Annotated in this window: 18 protein-coding genes; 7 read left to right on the top strand and 11 right to left on the bottom strand. The window is 71.3% G+C overall.

The window, feature by feature from the left end; genetic code table 11:
* On the top strand, positions 1-806 hold an 806-nt coding region (locus O3Q52_RS26760; RefSeq protein ID WP_269651291.1), incomplete at its 5' end, for an ROK family protein.
* A gap of 82 nt (positions 807-888) precedes the next feature.
* Here O3Q52_RS26760 and O3Q52_RS26755 read toward each other — a convergent pair.
* From O3Q52_RS26755 to O3Q52_RS26745, 3 genes are all read right to left on the bottom strand, one after another.
* Positions 889-1,743: a phosphotriesterase gene (locus tag O3Q52_RS26755; protein WP_269651290.1), complete on the bottom strand. Its 855-nt coding sequence runs from the start codon at positions 1,741-1,743 to the stop codon at positions 889-891.
* Between the two features lie 83 nt (positions 1,744-1,826).
* On the bottom strand, positions 1,827-2,411 hold the full coding sequence (locus O3Q52_RS26750; RefSeq protein WP_269651289.1) for a DUF4865 family protein: 585 nt from the start codon (positions 2,409-2,411) through the stop codon (positions 1,827-1,829).
* Positions 2,412-2,492: 81 nt separating this feature from the next.
* Positions 2,493-3,080, bottom strand: a complete 588-nt coding sequence (locus O3Q52_RS26745) for a TetR/AcrR family transcriptional regulator (RefSeq protein ID WP_269651288.1) — start codon at positions 3,078-3,080, stop codon at positions 2,493-2,495.
* Positions 3,081-3,260: 180 nt separating this feature from the next.
* Between O3Q52_RS26745 and O3Q52_RS26740 the strand changes: the two genes are divergently transcribed.
* Genes O3Q52_RS26740 through O3Q52_RS26730 form a run of 3 tightly spaced genes read left to right on the top strand, consistent with a single transcriptional unit; the run spans position 3,261 to position 6,953 of the window.
* Complete coding sequence (locus O3Q52_RS26740; protein ID WP_269651287.1) at positions 3,261-3,578, top strand: SHOCT domain-containing protein; 318 nt, start codon at positions 3,261-3,263, stop codon at positions 3,576-3,578.
* Entirely contained in the window at positions 3,575-4,354 is a 780-nt protein-coding gene (locus O3Q52_RS26735) for an ABC transporter ATP-binding protein (protein WP_269651286.1), read from the top strand. The genes O3Q52_RS26740 and O3Q52_RS26735 overlap by 4 nt, the downstream gene beginning before the upstream one ends.
* Before the next feature lie 37 nt (positions 4,355-4,391).
* Complete coding sequence (locus O3Q52_RS26730) at positions 4,392-6,953, top strand: ABC transporter permease (protein ID WP_269651285.1); 2,562 nt, start codon at positions 4,392-4,394, stop codon at positions 6,951-6,953.
* Positions 6,954-7,069: 116 nt separating this feature from the next.
* On the opposite strand, the gene O3Q52_RS26725 is transcribed toward O3Q52_RS26730, so the two are convergent.
* Together O3Q52_RS26725 and O3Q52_RS26720 are read right to left on the bottom strand one after the other, a co-directional pair.
* The gene (locus O3Q52_RS26725) at positions 7,070-7,603 is read right to left on the bottom strand and encodes an ATP-binding protein (protein WP_269651284.1); all 534 of its coding nucleotides are present in this window, start codon (positions 7,601-7,603) and stop codon (positions 7,070-7,072) included.
* Between the two features lie 227 nt (positions 7,604-7,830).
* On the bottom strand, positions 7,831-8,154 hold the full coding sequence (locus O3Q52_RS26720) for a hypothetical protein (protein ID WP_055610419.1): 324 nt from the start codon (positions 8,152-8,154) through the stop codon (positions 7,831-7,833).
* Between the two features lie 342 nt (positions 8,155-8,496).
* On the opposite strand from O3Q52_RS26720, the gene O3Q52_RS26715 reads away from it, so the two are divergent.
* Positions 8,497-9,630, top strand: coding sequence for a PLP-dependent cysteine synthase family protein (locus O3Q52_RS26715; protein ID WP_269651283.1), 1,134 nt, complete (start codon positions 8,497-8,499; stop codon positions 9,628-9,630).
* Between the two features lie 94 nt (positions 9,631-9,724).
* On the opposite strand, the gene O3Q52_RS26710 is transcribed toward O3Q52_RS26715, so the two are convergent.
* Positions 9,725-10,207 (bottom strand): SRPBCC family protein, encoded by a 483-nt coding sequence (locus O3Q52_RS26710; RefSeq protein ID WP_269651282.1) that lies wholly within the window; start codon positions 10,205-10,207, stop codon positions 9,725-9,727.
* Between the two features lie 181 nt (positions 10,208-10,388).
* Complete coding sequence (locus O3Q52_RS26705) at positions 10,389-11,225, bottom strand: DeoR/GlpR family DNA-binding transcription regulator (RefSeq protein WP_269651281.1); 837 nt, start codon at positions 11,223-11,225, stop codon at positions 10,389-10,391.
* Positions 11,226-11,612: 387 nt separating this feature from the next.
* On the opposite strand from O3Q52_RS26705, the gene O3Q52_RS26700 reads away from it, so the two are divergent.
* Positions 11,613-13,919, top strand: coding sequence for a hypothetical protein (locus O3Q52_RS26700; RefSeq protein WP_269651292.1), 2,307 nt, complete (start codon positions 11,613-11,615; stop codon positions 13,917-13,919).
* A gap of 55 nt (positions 13,920-13,974) precedes the next feature.
* Here O3Q52_RS26700 and O3Q52_RS26695 read toward each other — a convergent pair whose 3' ends face one another.
* The 4 genes from O3Q52_RS26695 to O3Q52_RS26680 all read right to left on the bottom strand — a co-directional run bounded on the left by O3Q52_RS26695 (position 13,975) and on the right by O3Q52_RS26680 (position 18,674).
* On the bottom strand, positions 13,975-16,410 hold the full coding sequence (locus O3Q52_RS26695; protein WP_269651280.1) for a right-handed parallel beta-helix repeat-containing protein: 2,436 nt from the start codon (positions 16,408-16,410) through the stop codon (positions 13,975-13,977).
* Between the two features lie 177 nt (positions 16,411-16,587).
* Complete coding sequence (locus O3Q52_RS26690; RefSeq protein WP_269651279.1) at positions 16,588-17,193, bottom strand: hypothetical protein; 606 nt, start codon at positions 17,191-17,193, stop codon at positions 16,588-16,590.
* Positions 17,194-17,354: 161 nt separating this feature from the next.
* Positions 17,355-18,179 carry an MOSC domain-containing protein gene (locus tag O3Q52_RS26685; RefSeq protein ID WP_269651278.1) on the bottom strand — a complete coding sequence of 275 codons (825 nt, stop codon included), beginning with the start codon at positions 18,177-18,179 and terminating at the stop codon, positions 17,355-17,357.
* A 45-nt stretch (positions 18,180-18,224) separates the two neighbouring features.
* Positions 18,225-18,674: a DUF6643 family protein gene (locus O3Q52_RS26680; RefSeq protein WP_269651277.1), complete on the bottom strand. Its 450-nt coding sequence runs from the start codon at positions 18,672-18,674 to the stop codon at positions 18,225-18,227.
* A gap of 294 nt (positions 18,675-18,968) precedes the next feature.
* On the opposite strand from O3Q52_RS26680, the gene O3Q52_RS26675 reads away from it, so the two are divergent.
* Positions 18,969-19,592 (top strand): TerD family protein (locus tag O3Q52_RS26675; RefSeq protein ID WP_269651276.1); only part of this gene is annotated, 624 nt, incomplete at its 3' end.

The raw sequence follows: 19,592 nt of genomic DNA, 5'->3' as shown, positions 1-19,592 counted from the left end.
TGCTGCGGGAGACGGGACGCCGCTGCGTGGGCGCGGGCCTCGCCGTACCGTCGGCCGTCGCCGAGCCCGAGGGCACCGCCCTCAACCCCCTCCACCTGGCCTGGCCGGCGGGCGCGCCCGTACGGGAGATCTTCGCGGAGCGCGTCCGCGCGGCCGGGATCACCGGACCGGCGTTCGCGGCCAACGACGTCAACCTCGCCGCACTCGCCGAGCACCGGCACGGCGCGGGCCGAGGCTCCCGCGACCTGCTGTGCGTGGCGACCGGACACCGGGGAGTCGGCGGCGCGCTCGTCCTCGACGGGCGTCTGCACATGGGCAGTTCGGGGCTCGCGCTGGAAGTCGGACACCTCACCGTCAACCCGGAGGGGCGCCCCTGCCACTGCGGCAGTCGCGGCTGCCTGGACGTCGAGGCGGACCCGCTGGCGTTCCTGACGGCGGCGGGCCGCGATCCCGGCCCCGAGGTGTCGCTGCTCCAGCAGTCCAACGACCTGATCCGCGAGCAGTACTCCGACCCGACCGTACGCACGGCCGTCGAGGCCCTGATCGACCGGCTCGGCCTGGGCCTCGCGGGCCTCGTCAACATCCTCAACCCGGACCGCATCATCCTCGGCGGGCTGCACCGCACCCTGCTCGACGCGGACCCCGAGCGGCTGCGCGCCGTGGTGGCCGACCGAAGCCTGTGGGGCCAGAGCGGCGGCGTCCCGATCCTCGCCTGCACGCTGGACCACAACAGCCTGGTGGGAGCGGCCGAGTTGGCGTGGCAGCCGGTCCTCGACGACCCGATCGCGGCGCTGGCCCAGGTCTGAGACCGCCCCCTCGGGGGCGCGGGGAACTGCGCGATCAGCCACAATCGGCCCGCGGCCGAAGAACACGCTCGTAGCGGAACCCTCACCACTCGACGGTGAAGGCCCTTCCAGGGTTCACCGTCAGCACGCGCTCCACCAACGCCGTCCCCAGGGCGAGTTCGAGCCGAGGGCGAACCCGACGCAGCAGATACGGCATGCCGGGGCTGCCGTCGACCGAGCGGGCCCCGGCCGTCGTCGTGTCCCCGCCGAGCAGCAGCCGATCCCCGAACCCGGCCTCGGCGAGGGCCTGTACGGCATCGGGCATCCGCCAGTCAGTGGCGTGGTTCGCCCGTGAGGGTCCGTCAAAAGCCAGATAGGCACCGGCCTCCGCGGCCTGCCGGTGCACCACCGGGTCGGGCGAGCGATTGAGGTGCCCGAGGATCACCCGGCCCGGCGGCACCCCCAACTCCCCGCACAACAGGTCGAGTACGTCGAGCGCGCCCGTACCGAGCTCCAGATGTACGGCGATGGGCGCACCCGTCGCGTGATGCGCCTCGGCCGCCGCGGTCATCGTCCAGCGGGCGTGCGCGTCGAGGGCGTGGAAGCCGCCGGCGACCTTGATGAACCCCGCCCGGACTCCTGACGTGGCCAGGCCCTCCGTCAGCTCGGCCACGAAGAGGTCCGCGAGCCCGTTCCGTAGCCGGTCGATCGACTCGGCGGCGTAGTGGGCGGCTTGATGCAGTCCGGTGGCGGCCACGATGTGGACTCCGGTGGCGCGGGAGAGGAGCGGAAGATCGGCGGCCCGTCGCCCCAGCCCGTACGGCGTCCACTGCACGACGCTCCCGCCGCCCGCCTCGCGGAACGCCACCAGCTCGGCCGTCGCCGCGGACGCGTCACGCAACTCCTGACCAGGGAGTCGCGGACTGCTGAGGAAGAGATGGTCGTGCGCGTCGCACACTCCCAACTCCGTTGGGGAGACGTCCCCGAGAACCGTCCGAACGGTACCGGCCGCGCGGACCGCAGGTGTCCCGGACGTCGTGTTCACCACTGCCGCCCCCGCCGGATCCGGTCACGCTCCGGTGCCGAGAGATGCAGGACCCGGTACACCTCACCGGCCGCCTTGGGCGAGTCATGGGCCCAGAGCGAGAAGTGCACGACCTCCCAGTGGCGCGGGTCGACCGCGACAGCCGCACCCACGACCCCGTCCAGCGCGGCCAGCCGCCCGGTCACCCGCATCGCTTCCTCCGTCACCTCGGCGAGCGGTGCCCCCTCCGGAATGCTCACGCGTCGACGCACCGCGACCTCGGGTGTGGCACCGGCGGCGTCCCCGTCCTCGTACGCGAGACCCGTCCAGTGCTGCACCTCAGGGCGCCCGAAGTCGTCCACGAGGCCCTGGAATCCCGGCCCCCAGAGGAAGGAGTTCATACCCTCGGGCGTGTGCCACAGATAGAACGGCGCGTACTGGTTGACCTGTGAGCCGTGCACTCCGCGTTCGCGCAGCAGGTAGGCCTTGAGGCCGAGTCCGTCCCAGTCGTCGAGCAGGTGTCCGACGCGGGCGACCCGGCCGCGAATGATGTCCATGTCGTAGTCGGCGGGCAGGTTTATCTCGTACTGCATGGCGTGCATCGATGCCTCCAACGGCTCACGGATGACGGCTCACGGCTTGGCGGCTCACGGCTTGGCGGTTCAATGGCCCGCAACCGGCTTTCATCGGCTCCAACCGTCCGTACAGGCTGGGGAGTTGAGGGCCAGCAGTGACAGCAGTCCGCGAACTCCCGTGTCGAAGGCGGCGGTCGAGCCGGACGCGCGCGCCAGCACATAGCCGCCCTGGACCGTGGCGACGATCGTCGCGGCGATCTCCTCGCCGTCCAGCGAGGGCGCGAACTCGCCCCGCTCCTGCCCCTCCTCGACAAGCCCCGCGAGCCGCTCGCGCAGCCAGTCCAGCGTCTCGTCGACGGGCGCGCGCAGCTCCTCGCTCGCGATGACGTCCGGGTCCATGGTCAGCCGCCCGACCGGGCAGCCACGCAGCACATCGCGCTCGCGCCGAAGATAGGCCTCGACCCGCTCGTACGGAGAACCCGGGCCGCCGAGTACTCCCTCGGCGGTAGCGCGCATCTCCTCCGCCGTACGCCGGATCGCGGCGAGCGCCAGGTCGGGCTTGCCCGCGAAGTGGTGGTACATGCTGCCCTGACCCGCCCCGGCCTGCTGCTGGATCGCCTTCGGGCTCGTGCCCACGTACCCCCGCTCCCACAACAGCTCGCGCGTGGCCTCGATCAATCGCTCCGGAGTGCTCATGAAATCACTGTACATACTAGTAGGTACAGAATCGAGGGGGCAGTAGAGGGAGCAGCGGAGCACCCCGTTCGTACTCCCGTGGAGGTACGCGTACTGCCGCTGGCCGTACGACGACCCGGACCCCCTCCCGGCGCGAGTCTCGAAGCATCACCGGAACACCCACCGAGGAGATGACTTCAGATGCAGACCCAGGCGCACTGGGACGGCGGGCCCGGCCCGTGGATCCTTCTCTTCCCGCTGATCTGGGCGGCCGTCGTGATCGGCGTCGTGACCGTCCTCCGCCGTACCGTGTGGCGCGGCCGGCGTGGCCCGTGGCGCGGCATGGACCGCACCGCGACGGACGTCCGCCCGACCGGCGACTCGCCGATCGCGATGCTCGGCCGGCGCTTCGCCTCCGGCGAGATCGACGAGGACGAGTACTGGCGTCGGCTCTCGGTCCTGGACGAGCAGTTCGGACGCACCGACTTCGGTCGTACGGGCAAGGGCGGTGCGGCATGAGCACCGCGACCGCCACGAAGGCCACGCGGACCGCGGCACGTGTCGCCGAAGCCGTGAAGGTGTACGGCAGCGGCGACACCGCCGTCCGGGCCCTGGACGGGGTGAGCGTCACCTTTCGGGCCGGGCGCTTCACCGCGATCATGGGGCCCTCGGGCTCCGGCAAGTCCACCCTGATGCACTGCGCGGCCGGCCTGGACACCCTCACCTCGGGCGCGGCGTTCATCGGTGACACCGAGCTGAGCAGCCTCGACGGCCGCCGCCTCACACTGCTGCGGCGCGACCGCATCGGCTTCGTCTTCCAGGCCTTCAACCTGGTCCCGACGCTGACCGTCGCTGAGAACATCACGCTGCCCATGGACCTCGCGGGCAGCCGGGGCGACGCCTCGTCGCAGGAGTGGATCGACGCGCTCGTCGACGTCGTCGGACTGCGCGACCGGCTGCACCACCGGCCCTCCGAACTCTCCGGCGGCCAGCAGCAACGCGTCGCCGTGGCAAGGGCGTTCGCCGGCCGGCCCGATGTCGTCTTCGCCGACGAGCCCACCGGCAACCTCGACTCGCGCTCCGGCGAGGAGGTCCTGAACCTCCTCGGCCGGGCCGTACGCCAGATGGACCGCACGGTCGTCATGGTCACCCACGACCCGGTCGCCGCCGCACACGCCGACGAGGTCGTCTTCCTCGCCGACGGCCGGCTCGTCGACCGGATGGAAGCCCCCACGGCCGACAAGGTCCTGGACCGCATGAAGGCATTCGACAGCAAGGGAGCGCCGCCGTCATGAACGCCTTCGACAGCAACAGCAAGGGAGCGCAGTCGTCGTGAACGCCTCCGTGCGCATCAGCGTCTCGTCCCTGCGCGCCCACAGGCGCCGCTTCGCCGGTACGTTCCTGGCGGTGCTCCTCGGCGTCGCCTTCCTGGCCGGCACCCTCGTCATGGGCGACACCCTGCGCGCCGGCTTCGACACGATGTTCGGCAACGCCACGAGCGGCACGGACGCCGTCGTCCGCAGTGCCGGCACCATCACCACGCCGGGCGAGAGCCAGGGCGTACGGCAGCCCGTCGACACCGACCTGGTGGCGGCCGTCGAGAAGGCAGCCGGTGTCGCGGCCGCCGAGCCCGACATCCAGGGTGCAGGACAACTCGTCGGCGCCAACGGCAAGCCCATCGGCGGCCAGGGCCCGCCCACCCTCGCGGGCAACTGGATCGACGACCCGAAGCTCAACTCGTACCAACTGGCCGAAGGCCGCGCCCCGTCGAAGTCCGGCGAGGTCGTCGTCAACCGGGGTGCCGCCGAGAAGGGCGACCTGAAGATCGGCGACACGACGACCCTGCGGACGCCCGATCCGGTCGAGGTGACCGTCGTCGGCCTCGCGACCTTCGGTGGCGAGGACGGCATGGCCCAGGTGACCTACACCGGCATGACCCGGTCCGACGCCGAGAAGTACCTGACCGCGAAGCCCGGCGAGGCCGCGAGCATCCTGGTGCGCGCCGGTCCCGGCACCGGTCAGCGGGAACTCGTGGACGCCCTGACTCCCGTACTGCCCAAGGGGGTTGAGGCGATCACCGGCCAGGAGCTGGCCGAGGAGAACACGGACATGATCTCCGGGCAGTTCCTGTCGCTCTTCACCACCTTCCTGCTGGTGTTCTCCGGAGTCGCGCTGCTGGTCGCGACCTTCTCCATCCACAACACCTTCGCGATCGTCGTCGCCCAACGCACCCGTGAGAACGCCCTGTTGCGTGCTCTCGGTGCCTCGCGCCGGCAGGTCACCGCGTCGACCCTGGTCGAGGCGAGCGTCGTCGCCGTGGTCGCGTCCGCCGCCGGTCTCGCGGGCGGCATCGGAATCGCGGCCGGACTCCAGGCACTGTTCCCGGCCATCGGATTCCCGTTCCCCGAGGGCGACTTGGTGATCAGCGGGCTGTCCATGATCCTGCCGCTCGCGGTCGGCATCGTGGTCTGCCTCGGCTCCGCGCTGCTGCCCGCCGTCCGCGCCGGGCGCACCGCGCCGCTGGCAGCCCTGCGGGAGACGGCCGTCGACCAGTCCGGCGCGTCCCGCACCCGTGCCGTCGTGGGCTCCGCTCTCGCCGCGCTGGCGGTCGCCGTCACCCTGACCGGCGTCATCGTCAGTCCGTCCCTGTGGCTCGCGGGAAGCGGCGCGATCCTGGCGATCGCCGCCTTCGTCGTCCTCGGCCCGGTCGCCTCGACCACCGCCGTACGCGCCCTCGGCAGCCCGCTCGACAAGCTGCGCGGAGTCACCGGCGGCCTGGCCAGGCGCAACGCCCTGCGCAGCCCCAAGCGGACCGCCGCCACCGCCGGCGCGCTGATGATCGGCGTCGCCGTCGTCTCGCTGTTCACCGTCTTCGGCGCCTCGCTGAAGGCGACCATGGACCAGACGGTGTCCCGGTCCTTCGCGGGCGACGTCGCGGTGAGCACCCCCTCGTTCGGCGCGGGCGGCAGCGGACTGAGCCCACGGCTCGCCCCCGCGATCGCCGATCGCCCAGAGGTCGACACGGCGGTCGGAATCGGTCGCGGTGTCGCCGAAGTCGACGGCAAGGGACGGGCCTTGACCGTCACCGACCCGGTCGCACTGGAGCGCACCTTCGACCTCGGCGACGTACAGGGAACGATGCGCGACCTCGGCGACGACGGCATCGCCATCACCGAGAACGAGGCCGACAAGCAGGGCCTCAAGACCGGCGACACCGCCCAACTGGCCTTCACCGACGGCAAGAAGCAGACCTTCACTGTCCGTGCGGTCTACGGCCGGTCCGAGCTGGCCGGCGACTACGTCATCACCCGCGACGCCTGGGCCCCGCACCGCACCCAGGACTCCGACACGCTCGTGGCCGTCACCTTCAAGGACGGCGTGAGCGCGGCCGACGGCAAGGCGGCGGTGGAAAAGGTCGCGACGGCGTACGGCAATCCGGAGGTGCAGACCCGCGACGAGTACGCGCAGTCCTCGGCCGGCGGCATCGACATGATGCTCACCCTGGTCTACGCGCTCCTCGCGCTCGCGGTGCTCATCGCACTGCTCGGCATCGCCAACACGCTGACCCTCGCGGTCCACGAACGCACCCGCGAACTCGGCCTGTTGAGGGCCGTCGGGCAGACCAGGGCGCAACTGCGGGCCATGGTCCGCTGGGAGTCGGTGCTGGTCGCCGCGTTCGGCACGGTGGGCGGACTCGCACTCGGCGGATTCCTCGGCTGGGTGCTCGTCAAGGCGTCCGACGGAGCGTCCGACAGCGCCTTCGCCTTCGCGATGCCGCCGTTCCAGCTCACCGTGGTGGCCCTCGTGGGGGTCTCGGCCGGGGCCCTCGCGGGCCTGCGCCCGGCCCGGCGGGCGGCACGCCTCGACGTGCTGCGCGCCATCGCCACCGAGTAGACGCGTGGGCATGCCGGCTCCGTCGAATGGACGGACCGGTGCGCCCTCGCCACCGAGTGGACCGAACAGCGGGCCTTCGCCACCGAGCGGCGCAGGAGACCCCGGTCACCGCCCGGTCAGCCGGCAACGGCCGACCGGGCGGGAGCGTGTCCGGTCCTGAGCGTGCCGGCGGCGTGCTCCACCTCCGCGAAACTGCGGGCGGGCGACTCGGCGGCCGCGCCGTACGGAGGGCAGGCCGGCAGACCCGCCGTGGCGGAGGCGGCCGGAAGGGTGAACCACACGACCTTGCCCGACTCGCCGTCCGGCCGCACACCCCAGCTCTCGCTGAACGCGGCGACCATCGCGAGACCGCGTCCGCAGGTCGCGGAGGAGTCGGCCTCCCGCACCTCGGGAAGGCGCGGGTCGTTGTCGTGCACCGAGACCGTGAGCCGGTCGAGCAGCAGCTCGATCTCCACGGTGCACAGCTTGTCGGGCACGGCGTGCCGGTGGACGTTGGTCAACAGCTCCGTCACACCGAGCGCGGCCCGGTCTATCAACGGATCAAGATGCCAGTAGCGCAATTGCGCAGATACGATTCTGCGGACCTGGCCGATCCGCGACGGCAGGGCTTGGAGCTCCACCGTGCAATGCCTGCTTGGCTGGCTGATCACGGCTGCGACTCCCCGAATTGAGGTCCGGAAGAAGACGGAGTACGGATCCAGCGGGCGGCCTGAGTGCAAACGACCGCCCGCGGTTGGTGCCCGGCGGGCTGGTTCGCAGCGTTATCGCCGGTAAACCCAGAGTGACGTGAGAACAGCGTGACGCAGGAGGTGCGGTCTCGCAACTCGCGGTGTTCCCAGTGGTGTCTCTGGTGACCGGACCGGCAACGTGGGCGCCTTCAGCGCCCGCGCCCCGCCGCCTTGCGCACGGCCTCGATGAACCGGCTGGCAGCCGGTGGACCGGGTTCCCCCGGAGCCGGGTCGTGGTCCCCCAGTGTGAGCAGATAGCGCGTGCCGTTGACGTCCGCCAAAGCCCGGTCGTCATGGGCGAACCAGGGCTTCGACGCCCGGACCGCCTGCACCGGCGCGCTGTCGATCTCGCTGCCGTAACTGGTGAGCAACTCCAGCCTTCCGTCGCTGATCCGGACCTGTCCGGCCCGGGTGAGCGAACGCAGCCTCTTTCCGATCCGCACGCCCGTGGCCGTGAACTCCGGCTCCGCCATGTGCCCCGCCCCCTTGTGCGCTTCGGTCGTGTGCGCTTCGTTCGTGCCACGCCCTGATCCCGGTGGATCCCGCTCCAGTGTGCGTCCCCGCCCGGACCGGCGTCCCATGCGGTGCAGTCTGCCCGCCTTCGGTGTCGAGCACCAGTGCGCATGACGACGTCACGGGTGCTCTCCGGCGCACTCGCGCGAATGCGCCCCCCATGGCCCGACGCGGGCTCCACCAGGGGTTCCTTTGAGGTGCTCAAAGGTGTGTTTATGCAGGTGAGGAGCGTGCGGAAGGTGCATATGATCGAGGTGTCCGACCGCGTGAACCGGCGTCGGCACAACCGAAGGAGCCCCGCCGTGACCACCCCACAGCAGGCCCGCACCCATGAGCCGATGGCCACGCTCGATGTCGATCACAGCGACGCGGAGTACCGGCACTGGCTCAAAGAAGCCGTACGGAAGGTCCAGGCCGACTCGAACAGATCGGCCGACACCCACCTCCTGCGCTTTCCGCTGCCCGAGAAATGGGGCATCGACCTCTACCTCAAGGACGAGTCCACCCACCCCACCGGCAGCCTCAAGCACCGCCTGGCCCGCTCACTGTTCCTCTACGGCCTGTGCAACGGCTGGATCCGCCGCGACCGCCCCGTCATCGAGGCGTCCAGCGGCTCCACCGCCGTCTCCGAGGCGTACTTCGCGAAGCTGATCGGGGTGCCCTTCATCGCTGTCATGCCCCGCACGACCAGCCCCGAGAAATGCCGCCTGATCGAATTCCACGGCGGACAGTGCCACTTCGTGGACGACCCGCGGACGATGTACGAGGAGTCGGCGGCCCTCGCGGCCGACACCGGCGGGCACTACATGGACCAGTTCACCTACGCGGAGCGGGCCACCGACTGGCGCGGCAACAACAACATCGCCGAATCGATCTACCGCCAGCTGGAGTTGGAGCGCTACCCCGAGCCGGCCTGGATCGTCGCCACGGCCGGCACGGGCGGTACGTCGGCGACCATCGCCCGGTACGTGCACTACATGCAGCACAACACCCGTATCTGTGTGGCCGATCCGGAGAACTCCTGTTTCTTCGAGGGCTGGACCACGGGCGACGCGGACGTCACCACCGACTGCGGGTCGCGCATCGAGGGCATCGGCCGGCCGCGGATGGAACCGAGCTTCGTGCCGGGGGCCATTGACCGGATGATGAAGGTGCCGGACGCGGCGAGTGTGGCCGCGGTGCGGGCCCTGGAAGCGGCCATCGGGCGCAAGGCGGGGGGCTCGACCGGTACGGGGTTGTGGAGTGCGCTGAAGATCGTGGCGGAGATGGTGGCGGCGGGGCGGACGGGGAGTGTGGTGACTCTGTTGTGCGACCCCGGTGACCGTTATCTGGACAAGTACTACTCGGATGAGTGGGTGGCTGGTCAGGGGCTGGACATCGAGCCGTATGCGGGGGCGATCGAGTCGTTGTTGGCCACGGGGGTCTGGCCGGATTGAGGAGTTCGCTGGGCGTGCAACTGCGTCTGCGGGTGCGTCGTGGCTGGTCGCGCCCACGCGGCGGAGCCGCATGATGTAACAGCCCCGCGCCCCTTCAGGGCGCGTGCGTGGAGCTCAGCCGTCGGTCCAGCTTCGTCACCGCGTCCCGGAACGCCCGGCCCAGGCCCGCGCGGCCCAGCTTTATCGCGAAGCGGAACGGGGCTGTTCCGTCGGCGGCCCACGTCCACTGGACTCTCGTACCCGTGCCGTCCCGGGTGAGGCGCCACTCCTCGACGAGGGCGCGGGTGCCGGGAGCGTTCGTCACGTCGACGCGGTACGTGTAGACCTCGGAGGGCTCGGCCGCGAGGATCGTCTCCTCGAAGCGTGTCCCGCCCTTCAGCCGGACCTGCCGCCCGGTCCCGTCCTCGGTGGGGCGGGCCGCTCTCACCGCCGAGAACCACTCGGGCCAGGCGGCCACGTCCTCGGCCAGCGCGCGATAGACGGTCTCGGGGGACGAGGCGATCCCTCTCGCGAACACGAGGCGCAGGGGAGCGGTATCGACGAAGTCGAGTCCCACCGGACGCAGACGGTGTGCCATGTACGGACCCCCTCGCGGGAACAACTCGCGGGAACAGACGGGGAACGAATCCGAACGCAGCCCCACAACACGGCGGTTGACGAGGCACCGTCACCATAGCTGGCGGCCCGTCAGCTGTCTGTACCGCCCACTGATACCCCGCCGCCGTCAGACGTCCGCCGCCGTCAGGTGTCCGTCTCCGTCAGACGTCCGTCTCGCTCTCGTCCTCGGGCTCGCCCGCCACCACCAGGCGCCGCAGATGCTCGGAGATCTCCGCGCGCGCCCCGGCGGGCAGCCCGTCGTCCGTGACCAGCGTGTCGATCTGTTCCAGCGCGGCGAACGAACTCAGGCCCACCGTGCCCCACTTGGTGTGGTCCGCGACCACGACGACACGCCGCGCCGACTGGACGAGCCGCCGGTTGGTCTCGGCCTCCGCCAGGTTCGGCGTCGACAGGCCGGCCTCCACCGATATGCCGTGCACACCCAGGAACAGCACGTCGAAGTGGAGCGCCGCGATCGCCTGGTCCGCGACGGGCCCCACGAGCGAGTCCGACGGGGTGCGCACGCCACCGGTCAGTACGACCGTCGCCGCTCCCTGCCGCTGGCCCGAGGTGCGCTGCGCCGCGTGGAAGACATCGGCCACCCGCACCGAGTTGGTCACGACCGTCAGATCCGGCACGTCGAGCAGTTGATGGGCGAGCGCGTACGTCGTCGTGCCGCCCGACAGGGCGATCGCCGTGCCCGGTGCGACCATCGCCGCCGCGGCCCGCGCGATGTCCTCCTTGGCGGACAGCTCCAGACCCGACTTGGCCTCGAAGCCCGGCTCGTGCGTGCTCGCCTCGACCACCGGGACCGCTCCGCCGTGCACCTTCTCCACCACGCCCTGGCGGGCGAGCGCGTCGAGATCGCGGCGGACCGTCATGTCGGACACGCCGAGTTTCCTGGTGAGTTCGTTGACGCGGACACCGCCGCGCCGCCGGACCTCGTCGAGGATCAGAGCGCGCCGCTGCTCCGCGAGGAGGTTCTGATTCTCACTCACGTCCGCTCCGGTTCCCTTCGCCTCGACACGTCCGGCATGTCCCCGAACCCCCTCCGACAAGGACATTCACCCTCACCTCCGGTCCATGGGATGCCCCATCCTCGCACGGGTCACCGCAGGTCGCGCCACTGCCTGTGGCGACGCGCACACGTCACGCTGCCATCTTCCGTTCGTCACTGTCACACGGATCGGGGAGATTCCGTGACGAGTGGTGCGCAACGATCCCGGAGGCGGGATCCTTGTACCTGAACATGACATGTGCCGTACGGGCATCACGGGGGAAGCAGAACAGTGGAGCGTCCACAGAGGCATGCCTCGCCGCATGAGGCGCACGAGGCGCACGATTCCGAGCGGCGGCCCGCGACGGCCGACACCGCACTCGAACTACTGGTCCACGGCGTCGGAGGTACGACGCCCCAGGAGATGCTGAACGATCCGCGCACCGTCCGGATCACCGGTGACGACACGGCCGCGGTCTTCCGCCGCGCCGACGACGTCGAAGCGGAGAAGAAAGCAGCGAAGCGGCTCGACGAGGATCCGGGCAAACCGGTCCCCGAGGCGTACGTCTGGTGCAATCTCACCTCGGGCAACGGCTCCCGTGCCCTGTGGCTGCTCCTCCTGCCGTTCATGGTGGTCAACCTTGCCCACTGGATGCGGCCCACGGTCAGGGACAACCGGAAGCGCACGGTACGGCTCTACGGATTACTCGTCCGCCTGGCCGGCCTGACCCTCACGGTGCTGCTGGTCGCCGCCGCCTGCGAGGTCGCCCTCGACCTGGCCGCCTGGCAGTGCGCGGGCACCGGCGGGTGCGCCCAGGAGTACTCCTGGCTGGGCTTCCTCTCCCCGGTCCGCCCCGATGCCGGCTGGTGGAGCCTGCCGGGCCGCCGGCTCGCCCTCGCCGCGCTGGTGCCCGCGGCCCTGACCGTCCTCCTCTGGTATCTCTCGCACCGCACCTGGAGCGCGTACGAGTCCCAGCCGCCGATCGAGTACGGGTCCGAGTCCGACGAAGAGACCGGCCGGGCCGGACTCGGGCGCCCGGGCTTCTGGTACGGGCGCCGACTGGTCGCCCGGCTCCGCGCGGCGCACACCGCCGCGGGCCTGCTGACGATCGTCGCGGCGGTCGGCACATCCGCCGCCCGCTACGACCGCGAGCCCGGCGGGCCGCCCGTTCTGGAGGCACTCGGCCGGATCGTGGAGGCGTCGCTCGTGGTGGGCGGGGTCGTCGTGGTGTGGGTGGTCTGCCGCCGCGGCCGCAGCGAGCACCGGCTCGACCGGCACCTCGACGCTGCCCTGGTGCGCTGGCTGCCCATCGGCTCGCTCCTCCAGCTCGCCCTCACCCTCCTGTACGCCGGCTGGTCGCGCCCCCAGTGGCGGTCGGACGGCCAACTGCCTGGCGGCGACACGATCTTCGGCGGCATCGCACTCGTCCAGTGCCTGCTCGTGATCGTGCTCGGGGTGGTGGCCCACCTCCTGTACCGCGCCCACCCGGACCCCCGTACCGCGATGCGCGGCCTGGCGGGGCCCGCCGTCGCGATGCTGGCGTGCGCCCTGGGCGGTGTGATGTCCGGCGGGGTGGCCCAGCGCGTCGCCGACTGGCTGGACGGCACCGGAGGAACGATCGAGGGCCCGCCCGTCCTGCTGACCTGGCAGTCCTCCGTCATCCCGCCGCTGCTGATCGTCCTGCTCGCCCTCGTCGGCTGGCTGGCCAGGCGCACCGTACAACTGCGCCGCATCGAGACGGCCGCGGTGGAACGCGACTACGAGGACGAGCCCGCGGACGCCGGGCGCACCAACCGCATCGCCCGCATGCGGGCCATGGCCGCTCTCACCGACCGGGCGCCCCGGATCATCGGCATCACCTCCATCGTGACGCTGCTCCTGGGCGCGCTGGCCCTGGCGGGCGCCATGACCACCGACGAGACCCCGGGCGAGGCCGCGCACGGCACGTACGCCGTCGTACAGGGAGCGGCAGAAGCCGCGCAGGCGCTCGGTTCCTGGCTGATCGGCGTCGGCTTCATACTGTTCGTCACCTGGGGACGCCGCGCCTACAAGGATCCCTCGGCCCGGCGCACCATCGGCATCCTGTGGGACGTCGGTACGTTCTGGCCGCGCGCGGCACACCCCTTCGCGCCCCCTTGCTACGCCGAGCGCGCCGTGCCCGACCTGACCTGGCGCATGGCCACCTGGACCAGTGCCACCGAAGGCCGGCGGCTCGTCCTCTCCGGCCACTCCCAGGGCAGCGTCCTCGCGGCCGCCGCGGCCTGGCAGCTCAAGCCGTCGGTGCGCAAGCGGGTCGCGCTGCTCACGTACGGCTCGCCCCTGGAGCGGCTCTACGGGCGTTGGTTCCCGGCCCACTTCGGGCCCGACGCGCTCAGCGGGCTGCACCGCGAGGTCGACTGCTGGCGCAACCTGCACCGGGCCACCGACCCCATCGGCGGACCCATGCGCCTGCCCGGCGACTGCGGTCCCCAGGTCGACCGGGAGGCACTGAAGGACCCTCTCGCGTACGGCCGCACCGAGGACCACCCGCTCCCCGCGCCGATCCTCGGCCACTCCGACTACCAGGCGGACCCCGCCTTCGCCGAGGAGCGGGAGAAGCTGCTCGCACGGCTCAGGCCGGAGGTCCCGGGGCCACGGGAGGACAGCGGACCCGAGGAGCCCCAGGAGCCCCGGCTGGAGCCGACGCCCATGTGAGGCTCGGCGACGAGGCGCGCATCGCCCTTGTGAGCCGGGCGATGCGCGCAGGGCCTCAGGGCAGCTCCGGCAGGTCCTCCGCGTACAGGAGGGTGAGGTCGTCCTTGCTCGGTTCGGGGAGCTGGGCGACCCGCCCCGCGTGCCGCTCCACCATCGCCTCGAAGGTCTGCCGCGCGGTGCGGCCGTTGCCGAACGCGGGCCCCTTCGGGATCGCCGTGAAGTACTTGATCAGCGCCTCGCCCGCACCCGGCGCGATCCGGTACTCGTGCTCCTCGGCCTGCTGTTCCACGATCCGCAGCAGCTCCTCGGAGTCGTAGTCGCCGAAGGTGATGGTCCGTGAGAAGCGGGACGCCACACCGGGGTTGACGGTCAGGAAGCGCTCCATCTCGGCCGTGTAGCCCGCGACGATCACCACCACCGCCTCCCGGTGGTCCTCCATCAGTTTCACGAGCGTGTCGATGGCCTCGCGGCCGAAGTCGCGCCCCGAGTCCTCAGGCGAGAGCGCGTACGCCTCGTCGATGAACAGCACTCCGCCGCGCGCCCGGTCGAAGGCCTCCTGCGTACGGATGGCCGTGGAGCCGATGTGCTCGCCGACCAGGTCCACGCGGGACACCTCGACGAGATGCCCCTTCTCCAGGACTCCGAGCGAGGCGAGGATCTCGCCGTACAGCCGGCCGACCGTCGTCTTGCCGGTGCCGGGGGAGCCCGTGAAGACCAGGTGGCGTCGCGCCGAGGCCGCCTTGAGGCCCGCCTGCTGGCGGCGGCGGCCCACCTCGATCATGTCGGTGAGGGCCCGCACCTCGCGCTTGACGCTCTCCAGGCCCACCAGCGCGTCCAGTTCACCGAGGACGGCCGTCGACGAGCGCGCGGGCTGCTCGGGCTCCTGGGGAGCGACGAGCGGCTCCTGCTCGGTGATGCGCTGCCCCGGGATCGCCCCCAGCAGACCGGGTGACTGACTCGTGGTCTGGACGGCGGTCTCCTGCGCCGGAGGCCGTACACTCGCGCTCTCGTCGCTCGTGCAGTCCTCGACCACGGGACCCGTGCCGGACGCCTGGTCGCCGCCCGCGTCCGCGAACTCGTAACCACCGCGCGCGCACCGCTCCGTACGGCACTTCTTCAGCGTCGTACGGCAGCCGTCGAGCACATGGAAGCCGTAGCCACCGCTGTCCGTGACCCGGCAGCCGTGGAAGCTGCCGCGGCCGCCCGCCGAGACGTAGAAGCCGGCCTCCGCGGGCGAGGTGACCGTGCACCGCTCGATGGTGGGATCGGCGCCCTTGGTGACGATCACGCCCGTCTGTGTGCCGTCCACGGTGCAGCCGTTCAGCGTCCCGCCGCTGCCGTGGTCGCGGAACCAGGCGCCCGTCGCGGCGTCCCGGATCCGGCAGTCGTCGAGCTGCGCGGTCGCGCCGTCACTCACCGACACTGCGGTGTTGCGGACTTGAGAGATGTCGCTGTCGACGACGTCCGCGCGCGAGCCGCGGTCGAGGACGAACAGGGCGTCCGGCACGTCGTGCACCCGGCAGGAGTCGAGCACCACCGTCGCGCCGTCGCTGACCCACACTGCGGGGTAGTCGCCCGTACTGTCGTGGATCTCGCACTGGTTGGCGTCCACGCGCGTGCCCGGGTCCCAGACCGACAGGCCGTTGCGTCCGAACTGCCGCACGGTGGACCGGGTCATGGTGAGGACCGAGCGGGACCGCAGGTCGACCGCGTTCTCCGGGATGTCGTGGATGCGGCAGTCGGCGAGTGTCAGGACGGCGTCCGTGTCGAGCGTGATGCCGTCCGCGGTCGTACGGTGCACATCGCAGTCGGTGAGATGTGCCGTGGCCCGCGCGGTGACCTGTACGCCGCTGCCCCTGACCTCGTACACCTCGCAGCCGATGGCTTCGAGGGCGGACTGCTCGCCCGTCGCCGACAGGCCGGCGCCCGAGGTGTGGTGGATCCGGCAGCGCTCCAGACGCGGATGGGCGCCGCCGCGCACGGAGACGCCCGACTGGCCGGCCGCCACGACCTCGCACTCCTCGAACACCCCGCCCCCGCCGTCCAGTACGGCGATACCGACACCCGCGGGGTTGTCGACGGTGCAGCGGCGCACCGTCGGACGAGCGCCGCCGCGCACCTCGATACCGGCCGCGGACCGGGTGACGATCCGGATGTCCATCAGCTCCGGTGTGCCCTCCTCGACGAGCAGGGCGGGCTCGGCCGAGTCCTGGCCCTCCACGAGCAGGTCCTGGACCACGGCGGAGGCGCGCACGGTGAGCGGTACCCCGTCGACGGGAGCGATGCGCACGGAACCGGGGGAGCCCTCGGGGCCGCGCAGCGTCACCGCCCGCTGGACGACGAGGTTCTCCCGGTAGGTTCCGGCGGCGACGGTGAGGACGTCACCGTCGGCCGCGGCCTCCAGGGCGGCGGCGAGCGATGCGTACTCACCCGTGCGGCGCCGCCACCTCGACGTACCGGTGTGCGTCACCTGGACCGTGCCCTGTGCCATGGCGCTGCTGTGCCCCCACCTCGTCGTACGCGGGTCCTGAGAGGCTCTTCCCGACACCCGGCCGCGTCAACTCCGCGCACGGGGAACGAGAACAGCCTCTCACGACGGTGCCGAACATCTCGGCCGGTCCACCGTAGCGTGCGCGGAGCCGGCCGGTTGACCGGAGCTGCGAGGCCGTCAGCTGCCCGTGCCCGTCCTGCCCCAGTCCGGGCCCGCCTGCGACCATGCATGGTCGAGACGGTCGTACCTGCGCCGCACCATGCGCCACACCACCAGCCGTCGGGAACCCTCGACGAGGCCGGCGCAGGCGACGGCCGTGCCGAACCCGGCCAGGACCGCATGCGTCGCCGCCGTCGCGGTGTCCAGCGGCCGGCCGACTATTCGGCCGTGCAGGTCCGTCCAGACCGTGAAGTGGTCGCCGCGCTGGGGGGAGTTCAGGGCCGCCATGACCGTGTCGCGCTGGGTGGTGCCGTCGGGGGCCTTCCAGTCGGCGATGACACGGGTGTGCGAGTCACGCCCCGAGGACGTCTCGGGATCGGGGTCGAGCGGGGTGCGGTCCGCCTTCTTGACGACGGTCGCCGTCACCGGATGGCGGTCCAGCCGCTGCTCGCGCACGGACTGCTGCAGGGCGTCCTGGGCGAGCCCGCCGATCAGGACACCGACCAGGGGTGCCGCGACGAGGATCAGCAGCAGCGCCCCCAGCGCAAGCCACGCCTCGGCGAGATCCGTCGTACGCCGCAGCGGGTTGTGCCGCCAGCGCCAGAGTCCCCTGATGGCCCGCAACGTCCCGACCCCCTTCCGCGTCCGTGATAACCCCCACCGGAGTCGTTCACGCGCGGTGCCGGCGAAGAGAGAGCGAAGTCACCCCTCGCGCCCGGCCTCTCATGAACTTCTCACACAGGCTCAACGGGCATGCTGGGCGTCGGTGTTCCCGGGGCGAGGGCCTAATCGAGGAGCCTGACCGGATCGCCCACGCGGACCGATCCGGGGGACTCCGGCACGAGATTCTGCCCGAAGACGAGTTTGTCGCCGAATCGGCGGTGGCGGGCGAGGGTGCGCAGTGGTTCCCTGCCGCGCTCGGCGGTGCTCTGGTCGGTGGTGGTCACGACGCAGCGCCCGCACATCTTCGCGACCCGGAAGGTGACCTCGCCGATGGCGATCCGGGACCAGTCGTCCTCGGCCCAGGGGGCGGTGCCCTCGACCACGACGTTCGGCCGGAAGCGGTTCATGGGCAGCGGGCCCTCGCCGGGCCGGTCGCCCCGCGCGATGAGCGCGTTGAGGGCGTCGAGCGAGCCGAGCGTGGTGAGCAGCAGGGGATAGCCGTCGGCGAAGCTGACCGTCTCGCCGGGCCGGGCGAACTCCGGGTCGATGGGCCTGCGGACGGCGGGGTCGTCGAGGTGTACGAGACGCACGCCGATGCCGAGGTAATCGCTGAACCAGGCGTGCGCCGAGGCGTCGGCGGCGACACCCTCCACCTTGTCGTTCCAGATCTCCACCGTCGTCGTGCCGGTCGGCTCGGGCACGTGGACGGCGAGCGGCTCACGGCCGGGCGCGGACAGCAGAATACCGCCGTCGGGCCCTTGCTCGACGGCGGACAACGCCATACGCGGCTGTGGACGTTGGGTGACGACCTTGTCGTTCCTGTCGATCAGCACCCAGCGCCGGTCACCCGCCAGACCCCACGGCTCCACGACGGCCTCGCGCAGGGCATGACCCCCGGCCGCCTTCAGCGGATAGACGTGGATCGAGTGCAGCACCGGCTTCGACATGAGGTCATCGTGCCAGCGGACACGGACGACCTCGGCCGATTTTCCTCAGTAACCGCGGTACTGCTGGTTGTTGTAGGGCTCCTGGTACGGGGCCGGGGCGGGACGCGGGGCGGCGGGGCGCGGGGCGGCGGGGCGCATCGCCTCGTAGCCCGTACCGCCCGCCATCGGACGCTGCGGCTGGGGGGCCTGCTGGCCCGGGTAGCCGCGCGGTGCACCGGCCTGCTGAGGGATGTAAGGCGCGGCCTGTTGCAGCGGCGAGGGCTGTTGGGCCTGCGGGTAGGCGTACGAAGGAGCCTGCTGGGAGGGTCCGGCAGGCAGTGCGGGCAGTGCTGACGGCAGCGCGGGCAGGTGACTGCCCGTGTCATAGGCCGCAGGGACCCGGATCGGGGCGATCTGCGGGGTTCCCCGCTCGGCCACGAGGGAGTCGTAGATCGGAGTGTCCGGGAAGGAGGCGGAGTAGTAACCGCCGCCATAGGTGGAGCGGGGGGAGGTCATGGCACATAAGTTAAGCCCACGATGTGCTGGTTGGGGAGACCGATAAGAGGGTTGTTTTCCGTGTCGGCAGTGGCGCGGGATCGTCAATGCGAGCGAACTTGGCGAAAAGGGGCGGCGGCCGATACTCAGTTCATGTAAAAGCCGAGTTCCGGGCGGGTTACTCGTGGGTCGGTCGTTGATCTCCGGCACCGGGTGATGGGCGTTCGCCGCTCGGGGGATTAGGTTGGCGCAGAACGGCTGAACGAACCGAATGAACTGAACGTGACGAGGCGCGGTCGTGCGCGGAGACACCCGATGGGGGCGGACATGTCAATGCCTAAGGGATCGAACGTTCCGGTGCCGACGACCGGACTGCGAGTCGAGCTGGGATGGCAGGCGGGCCCGGGCGTGCCCGACGCCGACGCCTCGGCCCTGCTGCTGGCTTCGGGGAAGGTCCGCTCCGACGGGGACTTCGTCTTCTACAACCAGCCGGCCCACTCCTCCGGCGCGGTGCGCCACGAGGGCAAGCGGAAGGTAGACGGCCAGTTCAACGACACGCTATTCGTCGACCTCGCGCGCGTGGAGCCCGGGATCGAGAAAGTGGTGCTCGCCGCGTCCTCGGACGGCGGCACGTTCGGGCAGGTGCCCGGGCTCTACATCCGGGTCCTCGACGCACAGCAGGGCACGGAGGTCGCGCGCTTCGACAGCGAGGGTGCGAGTGTCGAGACGGCCTTCGTGCTCGGGGAGTTCTACCGCCGCCAGGGCGCCTGGAAGTTCCGTGCAGTGGGACAGGGCTACAGCAGCGGTCTCGCAGGACTGGCCACCGACTTCGGGATCTCGGTGGACGAACCGCAGCAGGCGGCTCCGGCCCCCGTGGCACCGCCGCCCGCCCCCGTGGCCCCACCGGTCACCGTCCGGCCGGTCACGGCTGCGCCGGTG

It is taken from the genome of Streptomyces sp. ActVer, assembly GCF_027270795.1.
Lineage (GTDB): Bacteria > Actinomycetota > Actinomycetes > Streptomycetales > Streptomycetaceae > Streptomyces > Streptomyces umbrinus_A.
The sequence above is the reverse complement of the archived record's forward strand: the minus strand, read 5'-3'. Positions and strand labels throughout refer to the sequence as shown.